Source organism: Pseudoalteromonas sp. NGC95 (assembly GCF_015864705.1).
GTDB lineage: Bacteria > Pseudomonadota > Gammaproteobacteria > Enterobacterales > Alteromonadaceae > Pseudoalteromonas > Pseudoalteromonas arctica.
Genome location: NZ_JADYWR010000018.1, coordinates 46,311 through 63,554 on the forward strand (window position 1 = coordinate 46,311; position 17,244 = coordinate 63,554).

A 17,244-nucleotide genomic window follows, 5' to 3' on the forward strand; every position below is an offset into this window, starting at 1 on the left:
AAAAGGAGAAGTAGCCAGTGAAAAAATCAAACTTTGAATTCTTAAAAGGTGTGAACGATATTCTTTATCGCATGGCGTTTGCTGCGGAAAAGAATTTTCCTGACGATCCTAATACCACATTAGTAAAACTGCGCATGTTTGGAGAAGCGTCAGCCAAGCACATTGCTAAACTTCTTGATTTAGACCTTCCCCCTACGCAAGTTGACCTAATCAGAGAGCTTGCAAAAATATCGTGGGTTGATGACTCTATAATCAATATTTTCCATATGCTGCGTAAAGTAGGTAACCAAGCTGTTCACGACTACCACAACGATTTAGACGATGCCGAAATGGCACTGCGTTTAGCATTTCGTTTAAGTATTTGGTACTACCGACTAATTAATAAAGACGTTGATTTTGCAGCGCCTATATTTGTACTACCAGATGGCCAACAAGAAAACGAATACCAACACCAAGTAACAGAGCTAAAGCAAGCGCTACAACAAGCATTAAATAGTAACGCGCAAACCGACACAGAACTTGCTCAAAACAAAAATCAACTTACCGCACTAAGTGGCTATATTGCTATTTTAGAAGGCAAGCAGCAAGAAACCGAGCAGCAAACACTAGACCGAGTAAACGCGCTTGAAGCACAGCTACAAGCCAAAGAAGCAGAGCTTGCACAAAAAACACAAGCAGAGCGCAAAGCCTACAAGCAAGAAATCACTCAGCGTGCTGCAGCGCGTCGCCTAGACCTATCAGAAAAAGAAACGCGCTTTCTTATTGATCAGCAATTGCGTGATGCAGGCTGGTCTGCCGACACGCCCGTGTTAAATTATGCAAACGGTACGCGCCCACAAATAGGTAAAAACTTAGCCATAGCAGAGTGGCCAACCGATACCGACGAAACAGGTAAAACAGGCTTTGCCGACTATGTATTGTTTGTGGGTTTACAACCGGTAGGGGTTGTTGAGGCTAAAAAAATAAATACCGACGTATGCGGCAAATTAGCCGAGGCGCAGCGCTACAGTATTTACTTTAACCTTGAACATTTAAACGCCGAAATTCAAGCGCGAGCTGCAAACGATGCAGAGCATCAAAAAGTAGCAGAGCAACTACAAACTCAAAACAGCTACCAAATTACGTGGAAAGAATCCAAAGAGCCAAACGCACGAAGCTATAAAATACCGTTTGTATTTTCAACAAACGGGCGAGAGTACCGTCGCCAGTCATTAAGTAAAAGCGGTATTTGGTATCGCGATGTTCGTAAAGTGAGTAACCAAGCTAAAGCATTACCTGCATGGCATACACCTGGCGAGCTAAAAGCTAAGTTCGATGGCAACATAGATGCCGCGCAGCAATGGCTCGAAACTAACGAACCAACAGGATTAGGGCTTCGTTATTTTCAAAAAGAAGCCATAACAGCCACCGAGCAAGCCATTAAAAAAGGTCAGCAAAATATATTACTTGCTATGGCAACCGGTACAGGTAAAACTCGTACCGCTATTGCGCTAATGTACAGGTTAATTCAGTCACGTCGATTTAATCGTATTTTGTTTTTGGTCGATAGGCGCTCATTGGGTGAGCAAGCATTAAACTCCTTTGATGACACACGCATAAACGATGTGCCTTTTAACACCATATTTAATATAAAAGGCCTGACCGATAAGTTCCCGTCAGACGCAACTAAAATACATGTATCAACTATTCAATCGCTAGTTAAGCGCACGCTACAAAGCGATGAATTTATGCCAGTAGAGCGCTACGACTGTATAATAGTAGACGAAGCACACCGTGGTTATATTCTTGATAAAGAACAAACCGATGGCGAAATGGAATTTAGAAACCAGCTCGACTACGTATCAACTTACCGCAGAATACTTGACCATTTTGATGCAGTTAAAATAGGGCTTACTGCAACACCTGCATTACACACAACCGACATTTTTGGTTTACCTGTGTACCGTTACAGCTACCGCAAAGCGGTGATAGACGGCTACTTAATAGACCAAGCACCGCCTATAAAAATAATTACCAAACTTAACCAAAATGGTATTTATATAGATAAAGGCTCAGAGGTAACACGCTTAACCTCTCAAGGGGAGCTAATTCAAGATACCCTTGAAGACGAGCGCGACTTTGAAGTAGCCAGCTTTAACCGCGATATTATTGCATCAAACTTTAATAAAATAGTTGCCGAATCACTCGCTACAAAGCTCGACCCAACAGGTAAGCAAAAAACACTCATATTTTGTGTAAACAACACCCATGCCGATAACATGGTGATTGAGCTGCGTGAGGCTTTTAAAAAGCACTATCCAAACCTTGAGCACGACGCCATTATAAAAATAACCGGCGAAAGCGATAAAGATCCTAAAAAAATACAAAGTATGATCACCCGCTACAACAAAGAGCGTTTACCTAATATTGTGGTAACGGTAGATCTACTCACTACAGGGATAGACGTACCGAGCATTTGTAACCTGGTGTTTTTACGTAAAGTAAAAAGCCGTATTTTGTACGAGCAAATGAAAGGGCGCGCCACACGTTTATGCCCAGAGGTTGGCAAAGTAAACTTTACCATTTACGATGCCGTCGATTTATACGACTCGCTCGAATCGGTAGATACAATGCGCCCAGTCGTTGTGCGTCCAAACGTTGAGTTAAACACCTTAGTAAACGAAATAACTGACTCACAAACTTATAAAACACTGGAAGCCGATGGCCGCTCGTTTGCACACCACAGCCACGAGCAACTAGTGGCTAAAGTACAGCGCATTGTCGGTCATGGTGTATTTAATCAAGACAAGTCAGCCCAAATAGACCAATCAATAAAACGCCTAGATACCGTATTGGCCGGTGCTGCCGGTTGCGACTTCGCAAGCCTTGCCCAAACCCTAAAAACCAAAGGGCCAGAGCAAAGCGCTGAAATTTTTACTCAACTTCCAAAATTGGTCGAAAACCTAGAGCACCTTAAAAAGCAAATAAATGAGCTACGCCACGAGCCTATTTTTACCGATATAGAAGACGAGCTGATAGAATTTAAAGAAGGCTATGGCGATTACGACAACGCCGAAGACTTTTTAGAAGCGTTCGACAAACTCGTAGAGCAAAGTGAAAACAGTCAAGCTGCACTACAAACCGTTATAACCAAACCTAAAGATTTAACCCGTAAAGCATTAATAGAGCTGCAAGAATGGTTTGATGCGCAATCGTTTGACGAGTCAACACTTAGGGTTGCATGGAAAAAAACCACCAACCAAGATATTGCCGCACGGTTAATAGGGCATATTCGCCGCGCAGCATTGGGCGATGCTCTACTACCGTTTGATGAGCGTGTAAATAATGCACTGGCTAAAATAAAGCAGCAAAAACCGTGGAGTAACGAACAGCTACAGTGGTTAGAGCGCTTAGCCAATAGCTTAAAAGAGCAAGTAGCCATTGACGACGACACCTTTAAAACCGGTAATTACCGCCGACGTGGTGGTAAGCGCAAGCTCGATGCCATTTTTAATAACGAGCTTAACCAAGTGCTAGAACAATTTAATAACTATATGTGGGAGCAACCTGCCTAATTAATGCAGGTTTACCTTAACTCCTATATTACAATGCCAAACACTGTAAAGCGTTGGCCTAAAGGCCAACCTACAAATGAAGAGACACTATGAACAACAATGATTTAGTAGCCAAACTTTGGAAAATGTGTGACACCCTGCGCGATGGCGGCGTGTCTTATCAAAACTACGTAAACGAGCTGGCCACATTGCTGTTTTTAAAAATGACCGAGCAAACAGGCACCGAAACCGACCTACTACCACAAGGTATGCGTTGGAACGACCTAAAAGGCAAAATAGGGCTCGACCAACTGCAATTTTACCGCAACATGCTCGTGCAGTTAGGTAACGACGACCACGCCATTGTGCGTGCCATATTCCAAAACGTAAATACCACTATTACCAATGCAGGGCAGCTTACAGAGCTTGTAACCACAATGGACAGCTTAGATTGGTACGAAAGCGGTGATGGCGAAAACATCGTTAAAACCCGTGACGACTTTGGCGACATGTACGAAGGCTTATTACAAAAAAATGCTAACGAAACTAAATCGGGTGCCGGCCAATATTTTACGCCAAGGCCGCTAATAGAAACAATGGTACGTTTACTAAAGCCGCAGCCTCGCGAAATTATTCAAGATCCCGCAGCAGGTACCGCAGGCTTTTTAATCGAGGCCGACAAATACATTAAAAGCCAAACTAACGATTTAGACGACCTAGACGACGACACCCAAGAATTTCAAATGAAGCGTGCCTTTGTTGGGCTTGAGCTGGTACCTGAAACTCGTCGCCTTGCATTAATGAACTGTTTATTACACGACATTGAAGGCAACGACGAACTAGGCGGTGCAATACGCCTTGGTAACAGCTTAGGGAACGATGGCGAAAACCTGCCTAAAGCCAACGTAATACTCACAAACCCACCGTTTGGCTCTGCAAGCAGCACTAATATTACCCGTACCTTTGTATACCCAACATCAAACAAACAACTGTGTTTTATGCAGCATATATACAATAGCCTTGAGCCAGGTGGTCGTGCTGCAGTAGTAATACCCGATAACGTATTATTTGAAGGCGGCAGAGGCGCTGAAATACGCACCGACTTAATGCACAAATGTAACCTACATACTATTTTACGCTTGCCTACCGGTATATTTTACGCCGCAGGTGTTAAAACTAACGTGTTGTTTTTCCAAAAAGGTACGCCAGAAAACCCAAATCAAGATAAAGACTGCACAACCAACACCTGGGTTTACGACTTACGTACTAACATGCAAACCTTTGGTAAACGCAGCCCATTTACTCATAAATACCTTGAAAGCTTTGAGGCGGTTTACGGCGATGATGCTAACGGCCAAGCAGAGCGAGAAGAAGGCGTTTACAATATTTTTGGTTGTACCACACCTGTTAACGATGAAGATATTAAAAACACTGACAGCTCAGAGCTAATAGAAAATGCTCGCTGGCGCAAATTCTCACGTGAGTTTATTAAAGCTAAAAACGACAGCTTAGATATAACCTGGCTTAAAGATAACTCAGTAACTGATGCAGCAAACTTGCCTGAGCCCGATGTACTAGCAACAGAAGTAATGACAGAACTCACCGAAGCGCTGCGCGAAATGAACCAACTGATGATCGAACTAGGCGCAAGTGAACAAGCTGAGGGGCAAGTTGCATTGTTGGCTGAAGAGTTTGGGCTTGAGAAGAAAGTCATTGAGGGTGCTGAATAATGACTCAGCAGGAAGTAATGAAACCACCTAAAGGCTGGGAATTGCTTAACATTGGTGATATTTCGACCTTTCAAAATGGTTTTGCTTTTAAAAGTGGTTGGTTTACCGATAGCGGTAAATTTCAAGTCATTAAATTAGGGAATGTGAAGGATGATTATTTAAAGTTAGAAAAATCTCCTGCATTTGTTAGTTTAGATATTGCCAATGAATACATGAAATATAAGCCCGATGTAGGTGACATACTAATAAGTATGACAGGAACAAAGTACAAAGGTGACTATGGATATGTTTGTAGAGTTAATGAAGATCTATCTATATTAATCAATCAACGAGTAGGCAGAATAATAGCCAAATCAGAGCTGATTGAAGGTGAATTTTTACATCATTATATGCGATCTGAGTTTTTTAGAGTTGAATTTTTTAAAGGAGAAACTGGCGGAGTAAACCAAGGCAATGTAGGTACAAAGCATATTCAATCTTGTTCCATTGGAATTCCACCACTCCCAGAACAAAAGCGCATTGTTAAAAAGCTTGATAGTTTATTGGCGCAGGTCGACACCATACAACAACGCCTAAACAACTTACCGGATATCATCAAACGCTTCCGCCAATCCGTCCTCGCCGCCGCCGTCTCCGGTAAACTCACCGAGCAATGGCGTGATGAGAATTCAATTTCAGAATCTAGTGAAGAATTACTTGAGCGTTGGCTTAAAGAAAGAAAAGAACGTTTTAATGCTGAACAACTCAAATTAGTTTCTGAGGAGAAGATTAAGAGACCTAGAAAGTTCAAAGAACCAAGTTTGCCTGATCTTGAAAAAAGAAATCTAGGGCTTCCTCATACTTGGACGTTGGTTAGCGTATCACAATTTTCAGATTGCTTAGACTATATTCGAGTGCCGGTTAAGAAAGACGATAGGAATAGCGCTAAAGGTTTGTACCCATACTTTGGAGCAAATGGGATTGTAGATTATGTAGATGATTACTTATTTGATGATGAATTGGTTTTAGTTACAGAGGATGAAACTTTTTATGGCCGGACTAAGCCTATTGCATTTAGAAGTAGTGGGAAGTGTTGGGTAAATAATCATGCTCATGTATTGAGACCGGTAACTAAGATAGCTAGTGAATATTTGTGTTATTCACTTATGCATTACGACGTTCAACCTTGGTTATCTGGCTCTACGGGAAGGGCTAAATTAGGACAGGCAGCTTTGAATGAATTACCAATAGGATTGCCACCAGAAACAGAAATAATTGAAGTTGTTCGAGTCATAGAACAATACTTCGCTTTAGCCGATACCTTAGAAAAAAACCTCGCGAATGCTAAACAGCGTGTTGATAGCTTAACCCAGTCGATATTAGCCAAAGCGTTTCGTGGAGAACTTGTACCACAAGACCCAAACGACGAACCCGCCGATAAGTTATTAGCACGTATAAAAGCAGCCCGGCTTGAAGCCGAAAATCTAGAAAAAGCCGCCAAAAAAGCAGCAAAAGCCAGTAAGAAGTAACACGCTATTTTGTAGGTCGTTTTATGCCGTCATGGTTATGGGGTGAGTGGAAAAAGAGCGACTTACATATATAAAAATTATCAAAATTTATTAAAACAAGGAAGTAACAGTGTTAAATCAAGTTAAATTATTTTTAGCTAAAGATAGTAAAGTTAATAGAGCAATAGATACAAAGCGTTCACTTGAGTTAATCGAAATAAGAAAAGGGATACAGCCTACAGTAATTATTATTAATGGCTTCTTATCTAAAAATACCAATGAGGTTAATGACTGGTTAGAAGTAGTTGATGAACTTTACCCTGATAATCGAGTCGTTCATGCTAAATGGGATGCTGGAAATTTACTCGATGTTATTTCTGATAAAGGCCTACTGGAAAATACACAGCCAAATAGACTTCCTAAAAATGGGGTTGCTGGTCTTATGGCGAGTGCAGTTGCCATTGGTGTAAATAAAGCAGCTGGGCACTGGAAAAATGCTTTTCATGAAACACGTGCTGTAGGTGTTGAGCTATCTGCCGCAATTGAAAATACCACTCAATTGCACGGTTGTATTCTGATGGGCCACTCTCTAGGCGCCAGAGCTATTCATCATACACTGGCTGAGCTTCAAACGCCTTTAGTATCAAAAGCCTACTTTCTTGCGGGTGCTGTTTCAAGTGAACCAGAGGTTTGGGACAGCATTTTTACAAAGCACAGCCACACTAAGTTTATAAACTGTATGAGTAAAACAGATAGCACTCTAAAATATGGCTACAGCGCAGGTTGCTTGTTTGATCACCAGCCTATTGGTTTAAGCCCATTAAGCAACAGCATGTACTTAAATGTAATAAATATAGATGCATCAAAGCAAGCAAAAGGGCATCAAGATTTTAAGAATAGAAAAATTGGGCAGTTTTTAAAGCAAGAGTTAACAGACTGAAATGAATAACTACTTTACGAAAGTTAATGTCGATAACACAGAACTAGCGATGAGCTTGTAGAAGGAATTTAAATGTCACATAAATATAGAGAAGATCAAGATTTAGCATTTTTACATTATGCAGATACAGAAATGCTAGAAGTACTTGTCAAGCATTTGATGTTTGATAAAGACGGGAAAAAACGAAATACAGAATCTTTATCTGGAGATAAAGCATTTATTGATGCTAAAGGTGACTACAGCAAAATATGGACGAGTGTAGCTGCAGAGTTGCAACATTATGGAGGTGACACATTGGTTAACTTTGTTCGTAAAAAGGGTGTTACTTATCGTGAGATTTTAATTGATGTTTGTAAGCGCATAAAAGTCAAAACCGATTTTGATGCAGCTACGATTGAAATAGAAAAAGCAATGTTTGCCAAATTAATAGAGACTTCATGGGATGATATGACCGATGACCAAAAAAGTGAGTTAACAAAGGCACTAAAAGTTGACCCGAAGTTAGTTGGCCCTGCAGCAATGACTGCAATAATCACGGCAATTAAGCTTGGTGGTTTTGCTAGTTACCAGGTTGCGCTAATTGTAGCTAACTCTATTGCCAAAATGATTATGGGTAAAGGTTTACAGTTAGCAGCTAATGCTGGCATTGCTCGAGCTATAGGTATTTTTGCTGGGCCGATAGGTTGGGCTATTGCAGGACTTACAACTTTACCAGCTATTACAGGCCCAGCATTTCGCGTTACCTTACCAGCTGTTATTCAAGTGGCGGCAATGCGCCAGCAATTAGAAAATAAGGACGTTTTTTAATATGAATATGGAACAATTATACATTTTTGATTGGTCAAAAGTTAAACCAGAAGTAATTGAAGGAATATCAAAGGGGCTTGTAGAGCTTCGAGATGGCGTCGCCTATAAATTAAATGAAGCAGGGCATTTTGTTATTACACAACATATGCCTCTAAAAGAAGTTTCGATTAATAGCTCATCCAATATCGAAGGTGTTTTAAAGCATTTAAACGCCGCACAAAATATTCAACTTGCTGCAACTGCTATATCTACTGGCTTAATTTTAGGAGCTATAGTGGTGCAAACCATGTATTTAGCTAATAAAATTGATAAGTTACAAGACCAAATTGATTTAGTTTCGCAAGATGTACACTCTCAAAATGTATTGTACTTTATGGGAAAACTATCTGAGTATTTTGGCTTGATAGAATCAGCGAGAGTTCTTCTTTTAGATAAAGCACTTGTTGAAGAGTCACAAGGTATTGCGGAACAATATATGGCGCAACTAGCAGCTAAAAGAAATGAGCTTCTATCACTGATTGATAATTTAATTGACTACGTAGATACGGCGAGCGAGCGACATGCAAAACTTATGTTTGATTTTGTAAATATGATGATGGATATATTACCTAAAACAATTAGCTTAGAAACTCAGCTTTATGAGCGTTATGGAAAGTATAAAATGGCTGATCATATTCTTGCTACTTCAGCAAAAAGCTACACTAATATTTTAACCAACTATAAAACTTGGTGTAACTCTAAGATTCAAGAGGTTATAAGTGGTAATGCACCTCAGCATATGCAGCTAATGAATGATAAGGAAGATCTTTTAAAAGAACTTTTTAATTCTGAGATTAACCAAGCAATATTAACCGCAAATATTAAGAAAAACTTAGAGTATGCGCCGGTCAGTACCTCGGCTAACTAGCACAAGTTGCTAGTTAGCTTTTTAGTGGATTATTGATTATAAAATTAAAGCCCTATAGGTACTAAATATGTCGTTCATAGAAAATGAATTAAATATAAATAAAAAAGAAATTGAGCAAGAAATTAAAGCGGATTATGAAAAGCAAGGAATTGATTATACACAAGCGCTAGTTGATGAAGCCGTTATGGTTTCATGTTTACAGAGCTTATTAGGCAAGTTAGAGGATTATAAAGAGTTGCATATAGCTTATGACGGCGGGTTTAAGGATTATATTTTTGATACGAATGAGTTTGATATGCTAGCTGAGGAGTTAGAACACTATTACGATTCTTTAGTTGAATTTCCAGAAAATTTAGAACGTGATAATTTTGATGAGGAACATCCAGACCTAATCAGTACTGTTGCAACTCATTGTAGTGAATCACCATACGTTAATAGAAAAGACCTCTATGAGCAATTATGTAATGAAGTTGAACATGGAATAGACCCTGAAGATGAGGACGACGCACTATATGGCACCGGTAATACTAAAGAGTTTGATATAGCAAAATTAATTAAAATAGAAGAGTGTTATGTTGAATACTTATGTGAACTGGATAGTCAATTAAACTTTAGAATTTGAAACGTTATAATTAATCGTTTGAGAGTACCTTATAGAATGTAAATTATAAAAATAGCGATGTATTACATGCATCGCTATTTATTTGCAAAGGTGTTTTTTTTGTACAGCTCACGCAAAATAAAAGGATAAAAAATGGAATTTGAAGAGTTTTTAATTACTTATATGGATGAAAGAAATACGGTGTTTTTAGAATCTCGAAGCAGTAAGCAACAAAGACTGTTTACTGAGGTTTATAGTTTAATTCGTCAGTATTTCCCACAGTGTGATTGCTATACCACGCATAATACCAAAGAAAAAAAACGTTATTTTAGGTTTGGTGTAAAAGATTTAAGTTTAAAACAAGGTATACCTCGTATTACGGTAAGTTTTTTTTCCGATGCTGTAAGAGTATCTCTTAATAGTAAGTTTTTTAAAGAAAAAAAAAGGATAGAGCTAACTTCAATAGAAAAACTTTCCCCATTTTTAGACAATATAAAAGAGCAATTAAATAGTGAAATGGATGGGGGTCAAAGAAATCCTATAGATTACTCTCAAGATGAAGAAACTACAGAACAAGATACTACAGAACAAGATACTACAGAACAAGATACTATAAATTATAGAAGTGAATGTGAGGTATCTGCATCCCCTCTAAACCAAATCCTATATGGCCCTCCAGGAACAGGTAAGACTTATCATACAATTGAAGCCTCAGTAAGAGCCGCTGAGCCAGAGAAATACGAAGCGCTAAAAAGAAACCCTGCATTGAGTACAGCAAAATCACAAAGAGAAGAGCTCATAAAGCTCTACAAATCTCTGGTAGATGATGATCGTATTCGTTTTGTAACATTCCACCAAAGTTATGGTTATGAAGAGTTTGTAGAGGGGTTGCGTGCTCTTACAAATGAAGAAAAGCAAATAGAATATAAAGTTCTACCAGGTGTATTTAAAAAAATCAGTGATGATGCTGCTAACACAAATATTAAGAAAAGCCTCGAACTGAATGCAAATCCAAAAATTTGGAAGATATCTATTGATGGTGTAAAACCTGGTGCGATTAAAAGCTATTGTTTTGAAAATAAAGTGGCTGCAATTGGTTGGGGGCATACCGGTGATATGGCACAAGATGAGCGCTCTCCTGAAGAAAATGCTTACTTTGAAGGGCTAACTAGCCAAAATAAAAATACTATTACTCAGTTTTGTTCTGCAATTAATGAAGGTGACTTATTATTATGTATAAGTAGCGCGAAGACTATTAAGGCTGTTGGTGTTGTTAAGGGGGATTACGAATATAAAGAACAAGGGATTTTAGATAGAAATGACTTTCGCCATACTCTACCTGTTGAATGGTTGAAAACGGATCTTGACCTTGATATTTATTCTTTAAATGGTAATACCAACCTAGTTCAAAAAACGGTTTATGAGCTTGATAGGTTTACAGAGGCTGACTTTTTTCAACTTATGGAAAAAAATGAAATATCATTTGGCCAGAAATCAGTTCCAGAGACTAAAGATAATTATGTTTTAATTATTGATGAGATTAATCGAGGTAATATTTCAAAAATATTTGGTGAACTTATTACGCTTATTGAACCATCTAAGCGAGCCGGAAAAGATAATCTAGAAACTTTAAAAGTAACTTTACCTCATTCAGGAAACCCATTTTCAATCCCTAATAACCTTTATATTATTGGCACTATGAATACGGCAGATAGGTCGTTAGCGATGATGGATACTGCATTGCGACGTCGTTTTGATTTTATAGAAATGATGCCTGACTGCCGTGTCTTAAATGATGAAAGCGGTATGCCATATTGCATAGATATTGACGGTGTTAAGTTGAATCTATCTAAGCTGCTTTTAACAATGAATGAACGAATTGAAGTACTTTATGATCGTGAGCATACCTTAGGACATGCGTTCTTTATGCCAGTACTAGATGCATTGAATAGCGGTGAGGAAAATAGTGACGTTAAAGCTTTTAGTGAGCTTCAGCGTATATTTAAAAATAAAATTATCCCATTATTAGAAGAATACTTTTTTGAAGATTGGAACAAAATACGTTTAGTTCTGGGGGATAACCGCAAAAAGACCGATGCGCAGAGCCAGTTTGTATTTATTCAACAGCATACTGCTTCATACAATGATATTTTCGGTGAAGCACATGGTTTAGAAACCTACGACGATAAAAAGACTACCTACAAACTAACTGACTTTAATGACGAAAGTGGAGCATGGCACCAGGCATTGGCTTATCAAGCCATTTATGATGCGTCGGTATTAGAAAAACAAGACAAATCGGCTAATTCAGATAAAGAACCTAATTTGGCTGAGCAGACCGTTACAGGTATAGAGTCTGAAACGAGCAATTCATAATGCTAGCAGTAAAAAAGCAAACTACTGTTTTTGAGTTTGGCTATTTAGGTAATGGTGATGATGAAAGTGACAAAGTAAAAGCATCGCTCCAGATAAAACCTATTTCTGGAGAAGCATATAACTATTTAAAAAAATTATGTTTATGTGATGAATCAGAAAGCCGATTTATGCGCTTAAAGCAAGTTGATAACTGTGAAGTATTACAAGTTAAAAACTATGCTGGTGTGATTTTTACTCCCGATGGAACTCAAATAGAAGTATTGCCTAAAGTAGCTAAAAATAGTGATGACAGCGCCTCGCGCGCGTCATTACTCATGATGCTTAAATCACTTAAGCAGTTTAGGCACTTACAAACTAATAACGCTAATTTAGCTGAAAATAAAATACCTTTACTAGAGGTTTTTATTAGCCAGTTTTTAGCCTCTGTAAATACCTTAATAAAGCGCGGGCTTAAAAGTGACTATGTACTAAAAGAAGATAACGTTGCCTTTTTAAAAGGTAAGCTTTTGGTAGGTAAACAAGTTAAGCATAACTTTATTAATAAACATAAGTTTTATGTTGAGTACGAAGAGTATTTACAAGACAGGCCGGTTAATCGATTAATACACACCGCACTTGTAAAGGTGAAAGGCTATAGCCGCAGTGCTAATAACCAAAAACTACTGCAAGAGCTGTTATTTGCTTTTGCAGACATACCACTAAGTAATAATGTAAAAAATGACTTTGCCAGCGTTAAGCTAGATAGAGGAATGAAGTATTACGAAGCCCCACTGGCGTGGACAAAGCTAATTATTGATGGGTTTTCTCCGTTAACTTTGCAGGGCAAGAGCAATGCATTTTCGTTGTTGTTTCCTATGGAAGCGGTGTTTGAAAGTTATGTAGCTCAGTATTTAAAAAAGCATATTATAGGTTTGGGTGAGGTATCTGCCCAGGTGAGCAGTAAGTCTTTAGTTGATTATGGAAATACGCCTTATTTTTTACTAAAACCGGATTTATATATTTCACACAAAGGTGATATTGATAAAAATAATGACATTGTGCTTGATACAAAATGGAAATTAATAAACGAGAAAAACTCTATACGAAAAGACAAGTTTGGGCTTTCTCAGGCCGATTTCTATCAGATGCTTGGCTATGGTCATACTTACTTAAATGGTAAAGGAGATTTAGTTCTTATTTATCCTAAAACAAAAGCGCTTGAAAACCCGTTTGAGCATAGTTTTAATTACAAAGACGGAAAATTGAAGCTGTGGGTTGTGCCTTTTGATATACAAGCTAAGTGTGAAAAAAGAATAGATTTGAGCTGTTTAAATATCGGTTTTATTTAATATTAACGTTGCGAGTGGAGCAATCGATGCAACCAATAGAAGAAATGATCAAAGAGTTGAGAGTACATGACTTAGATAACGTTGGTTGCAGCAATGTGGGAACTTTATATTGGAATTACAAAAATAACCCAACAGTCAGAAACCTAAGCATATTAAATAAATTTGGTAACGTTGCTAACAATACATTACTTCAAAGCAATGAGCCTTGGTTAATAGATTTACTTGATAATAAAGATAAAGTTTATGCTAAAACATTAATTAATGAGCTAAGTTTAAAAGATGTTATCAGTCAACTAACAGTTAGATTTGAAGATCAACAAAGCAAAATACATCAATTAGAAAGTAAACTTATAGACGTTAAATCTGAAGCTGATTTTTTTAAGAGCTTAGATATAGCGTCAATTATTAGTAATGATAAAAAGTTTATAGAAATAGACATTACAGAGGAGTTTATTGAACTTAATTTTACTTTTGTTAGGCCTTACGTCAGAGCAGTTAAAGTTAGACAGCAAAATGCTAAGCATGAATTAGTATTAGAGCTAAATTCAGGCGTTGAGTTAACAGAAGAAATAAACATTCAAGCAATGTTTAAGCGACCTTTTCAAAGTCAGGTGAAAATGTCGGCTTATGTGTACCAGCATTTGCTCTGTCTCCGTGATGTATTTTTTAGCTTAGTTAAAAATCATCAGCATGCACTTGAACCCCTTAATAAGTTAGCACCAGACTTTATAGATGCAGTATTAAATAACGATATAGTTATTGAAGGCAGGCACACATTTGAACTATGTAGGTATTTAGGTGTGCGATTTGAGGTGGATTCTAGTGAGTTTCTCAAATGTATAAACGAAGTGAATAAAAGCCAATATATTCAGGTTGTAGTTGATAATAAGATTGAAGTGAATTTAATTGATTTTAAAAATTCACTCTCAATTTATAGTGCAGATATCGGTCCTGGGGAAATTGGCGAGTTAAGTGTGTTTAATATGGCTCTTTATCAAGCCGTTCAAACTTTAAGCAGAACACAAATTTACGAAAGGGCATAACGAATAAATAAATTTATATCTATAGCTCATTTGATGGTAATTTTATTCACATAAAAGTAATTTAATTACCATTTTACAATGTGATTGTATATTTAAGTCATTATAAAACAGTGCCTTATACTTTGGCATTAAGCTTGTAATAGTTTATTTGTATTTAACTATTACAAGGCTTAGCCATGACTTCTAAAATTATCCTTAATGCAAACGATTTAATAACCTGTCCTCATTGTGATACTGATTTTCATGTAAAAGATGCGATAGCAAAGCATTTAATTGAGCAACATGAAAACGAGTATGAGCAACTACTCAACCAGCAATTAACTTCCTTTAAAGCCCAAGCCACAAAAGAGGCAGAAAAATCAGCGTCAAAAATATTTCAGCAGCAATTAACCCAATTAAAAGAGCAATTAGAAGATAGTAAGCAAAGTGCAGAAATACTAAATGCTAAGATTGAATCTGAAAAAGCAAAAGTAGAGCAGCGCGTGAGAGAGGCTGTCAGTTTAGAACAACAAAGCCTAGAAGAGTCTATTAAATCTAAAGATGAGCAATTAGATCAATTTAGAAACGAAGAGCTTAAACTCAGAAAAGCTAAAACAGAGCTTGAAGATAAACAAAAAAACTTTGAGCTTGAATTAGCACGTAAAGTTGAAGAGCAAAAGCAGTTACTTCGTGATGATGCTGCAAATGAGTTCAAATTGATAGAAGCTGAGTACCGTAAAAAAATTGATGATGCTTCCAAAGCTAATAACGACCTTAAGCGCAAGCTAGAGCAAGGGTCACAACAGTTACAAGGTGAAGTTTTAGAGCTTGAGCTAGAGACTACATTGGCTCAGTTATACCCAGTAGATTTTATTGAACCTGTAAAAAAAGGAGCTAAAGGCGCAGATGTTATACAAACGGTTTGCATGCGCTCGGGTACTGTATGCGGAAAAATAGTTTGGGAAACAAAGCGAGCTGAAAATTGGTCAAACGCCTGGGTCAGCAAACTTAAAATAGATGTACAAAATGCTGCTGGTGATATTGGAGTGCTAGTAACAACCGTTTTTCCTGCAAATACAAATGAACCTATGTTAATGGTTGATGGAGTTTGGTTAGTTAAACCTGCTTTAGCAAAAGGGCTTAGTGAGGCGCTTAGAATCGTACTTTTAGAGTCACAGCGCCAAAAGACGGTTAGTGCGGGTAAAAATGAACAAATGGAAGCTATTTATGATTACATATGCAGTCCTCAATTTGTTCATCGTTTAAAAGCTGTTGTAGATCATCAAGAACAAATGAAAGTTGAACTTGATAAAGAAAGAAACGCAATGCAAAGGATCTGGAAAAAGCGTGAAAGGCAAATTACAGGTATCACAGCGCAAATGATGTCAATTTGTGGTGAGCTGCAGGGCCTCTCGCATGGCGGAATGCCAATGTTGGATGAGATAGCTGCTCTAGAGTAATGGACCAAGACCAGTCGAGAGCATGTTTTGCTCTTAACTGGTCTCTAAAATAAGTGATTTATCTAAATAATCACTTAACCACTTGATTTGAGTAAAATGAATGGTAGATTAACGCTAGTAGTATATAACTATCCCAAGGTCGGGAAGCAGTAAAAAGGAATTGCAGTGATAATACCCCAGCGTTACCCCTCTATTTATAGCTCTGCTCGGATAATAAAAATATCAAACGAGCCAATCATCCTTCTACCCGTAGCTTTATATAAAGCTAATGCATCAATTGATGAGGGAATCCCCTGTGCAAAATGATTTTTTAACTCCATCTCAATGGCTTTCTCAGTTTCTTTCTTCTCGTAATTTAGACTCAGTAACTGAGAATAAGCTAGTAGTTTGCATCGAAGAGAGCATATTTAAAATGCTAATGAATATTTTTAACTTTAAAGATGTTAATAACCGACTATCTCAAATATACGGGGCGTAAACGTGTTTGATTGGAAAACAGTTTTGTATATGAATATATGATCGTTATCAAACTCTTTTACTCAAATTACATTAAGGTAATAAAAATTACCAAAATGTAATTTGTTTTATACGCTACGATTTAAAAAACAATTAACCTATTGTTTTTATAGGTTTTTATACTTGGAACGGTTTTCGCTTTATATGGTTATCTAATCATATGAGGAAAACGCTATGGCTTTTATTGTCACAGAGGATGATCGATTTTTTGTATTACCTGAAGTAACCAATAGTAAACACGCTCTGGTTAGAGAGGGACAAAAAGGGATATCTAAAAAGCAGGTAATGCTAGCTTATAAATATGGTCGAGTGATACATGCAAGACGAGCCGTTTATCGTGTGATTGGAAATAAAGAGATTGAAAAGTATGGTTCTATAGAGCCAGAGTTAAAAAATATGAATGGAATTCAACTTGTTATGTCATCAAAAGGGACTGTGTTAACTACCTTCCGTAACAAGGACTTAAGAAAAGTTCGTCCATATAAGCATAATCATAAACATTTACATTAATTGAAGTTTGATTGACACAGATTTAAT

The 17,244-nt window shown here is 37.6% G+C and carries 12 protein-coding genes; all 12 read left to right on the plus strand.

Features of this window, described 5'->3' with window-relative positions; genetic code table 11:
• Positions 1-17 precede the first annotated feature (17 nt).
• The 12 genes from hsdR (at position 18) to I6E70_RS15640 (ending at position 17,217) form a co-directional block, all read left to right on the plus strand.
• Positions 18-3,554 carry a type I restriction-modification system endonuclease gene (gene hsdR, locus I6E70_RS15585; protein ID WP_197189089.1) on the plus strand — a complete coding sequence of 1,179 codons (3,537 nt, stop codon included), beginning with the start codon at positions 18-20 and terminating at the stop codon, positions 3,552-3,554.
• Between the two features lie 89 nt (positions 3,555-3,643).
• The gene (locus tag I6E70_RS15590; protein WP_197189090.1) at positions 3,644-5,263 is read left to right on the plus strand and encodes an N-6 DNA methylase; all 1,620 of its coding nucleotides are present in this window, start codon (positions 3,644-3,646) and stop codon (positions 5,261-5,263) included.
• Positions 5,263-6,771, plus strand: a complete 1,509-nt coding sequence (locus I6E70_RS15595) for a restriction endonuclease subunit S (protein WP_197189091.1) — start codon at positions 5,263-5,265, stop codon at positions 6,769-6,771. Before I6E70_RS15590 ends, I6E70_RS15595 begins: the two co-directional genes overlap by 1 nt.
• A 109-nt stretch (positions 6,772-6,880) precedes the next feature.
• Positions 6,881-7,690 carry a DUF726 domain-containing protein gene (locus I6E70_RS15600; RefSeq protein ID WP_197189092.1) on the plus strand — a complete coding sequence of 270 codons (810 nt, stop codon included), beginning with the start codon at positions 6,881-6,883 and terminating at the stop codon, positions 7,688-7,690.
• A gap of 72 nt (positions 7,691-7,762) precedes the next feature.
• On the plus strand, positions 7,763-8,497 hold the full coding sequence (locus I6E70_RS15605) for a DUF3944 domain-containing protein (RefSeq protein ID WP_197189093.1): 735 nt from the start codon (positions 7,763-7,765) through the stop codon (positions 8,495-8,497).
• A 1-nt stretch (position 8,498) separates the two neighbouring features.
• A complete protein-coding gene (locus I6E70_RS15610; RefSeq protein ID WP_197189094.1) occupies positions 8,499-9,404 on the plus strand; it encodes a hypothetical protein in 906 nt (301 codons plus the stop codon).
• Between the two features lie 67 nt (positions 9,405-9,471).
• Positions 9,472-10,026, plus strand: a complete 555-nt coding sequence (locus I6E70_RS15615; RefSeq protein ID WP_197189095.1) for a hypothetical protein — start codon at positions 9,472-9,474, stop codon at positions 10,024-10,026.
• A 132-nt stretch (positions 10,027-10,158) separates the two neighbouring features.
• A complete protein-coding gene (locus I6E70_RS15620; RefSeq protein ID WP_197189096.1) occupies positions 10,159-12,381 on the plus strand; it encodes an AAA family ATPase in 2,223 nt (740 codons plus the stop codon).
• Positions 12,381-13,709 (plus strand): McrC family protein, encoded by a 1,329-nt coding sequence (locus I6E70_RS15625; RefSeq protein ID WP_197189097.1) that lies wholly within the window; start codon positions 12,381-12,383, stop codon positions 13,707-13,709. Before I6E70_RS15620 ends, I6E70_RS15625 begins: the two co-directional genes overlap by 1 nt.
• Before the next feature lie 26 nt (positions 13,710-13,735).
• A complete protein-coding gene (locus I6E70_RS15630; protein ID WP_197189098.1) occupies positions 13,736-14,752 on the plus strand; it encodes a hypothetical protein in 1,017 nt (338 codons plus the stop codon).
• 176 nt (positions 14,753-14,928) lie between these two features.
• Positions 14,929-16,191, plus strand: a complete 1,263-nt coding sequence (locus tag I6E70_RS15635; RefSeq protein ID WP_197189099.1) for a DUF2130 domain-containing protein — start codon at positions 14,929-14,931, stop codon at positions 16,189-16,191.
• A 690-nt stretch (positions 16,192-16,881) separates the two neighbouring features.
• Positions 16,882-17,217, plus strand: coding sequence for a hypothetical protein (locus tag I6E70_RS15640; protein ID WP_197189100.1), 336 nt, complete (start codon positions 16,882-16,884; stop codon positions 17,215-17,217).
• The last annotated feature ends 27 nt before the right edge of the window (positions 17,218-17,244 follow it).

Bases quoted from the DNA above. Each gene is read 5' to 3' on its own strand.
- I6E70_RS15590 (WP_197189090.1), top strand. From the start codon at position 3,644: ATGAACAACAATGATTTAGTAGCCAAACTTTGGAAAATGTGTGACACC.
- I6E70_RS15595 (WP_197189091.1), top strand. From the start codon at position 5,263: ATGACTCAGCAGGAAGTAATGAAACCACCTAAAGGCTGGGAATTGCTT.
- I6E70_RS15605 (WP_197189093.1), top strand. From the start codon at position 7,763: ATGTCACATAAATATAGAGAAGATCAAGATTTAGCATTTTTACATTAT.
- I6E70_RS15610 (WP_197189094.1), top strand. From the start codon at position 8,499: ATGAATATGGAACAATTATACATTTTTGATTGGTCAAAAGTTAAACCA.
- I6E70_RS15615 (WP_197189095.1), top strand. From the start codon at position 9,472: ATGTCGTTCATAGAAAATGAATTAAATATAAATAAAAAAGAAATTGAG.
- I6E70_RS15620 (WP_197189096.1), top strand. From the start codon at position 10,159: ATGGAATTTGAAGAGTTTTTAATTACTTATATGGATGAAAGAAATACG.
- I6E70_RS15625 (WP_197189097.1), top strand. From the start codon at position 12,381: ATGCTAGCAGTAAAAAAGCAAACTACTGTTTTTGAGTTTGGCTATTTA.
- I6E70_RS15630 (WP_197189098.1), top strand. From the start codon at position 13,736: ATGCAACCAATAGAAGAAATGATCAAAGAGTTGAGAGTACATGACTTA.
- I6E70_RS15635 (WP_197189099.1), top strand. From the start codon at position 14,929: ATGACTTCTAAAATTATCCTTAATGCAAACGATTTAATAACCTGTCCT.
- I6E70_RS15640 (WP_197189100.1), top strand. From the start codon at position 16,882: ATGGCTTTTATTGTCACAGAGGATGATCGATTTTTTGTATTACCTGAA.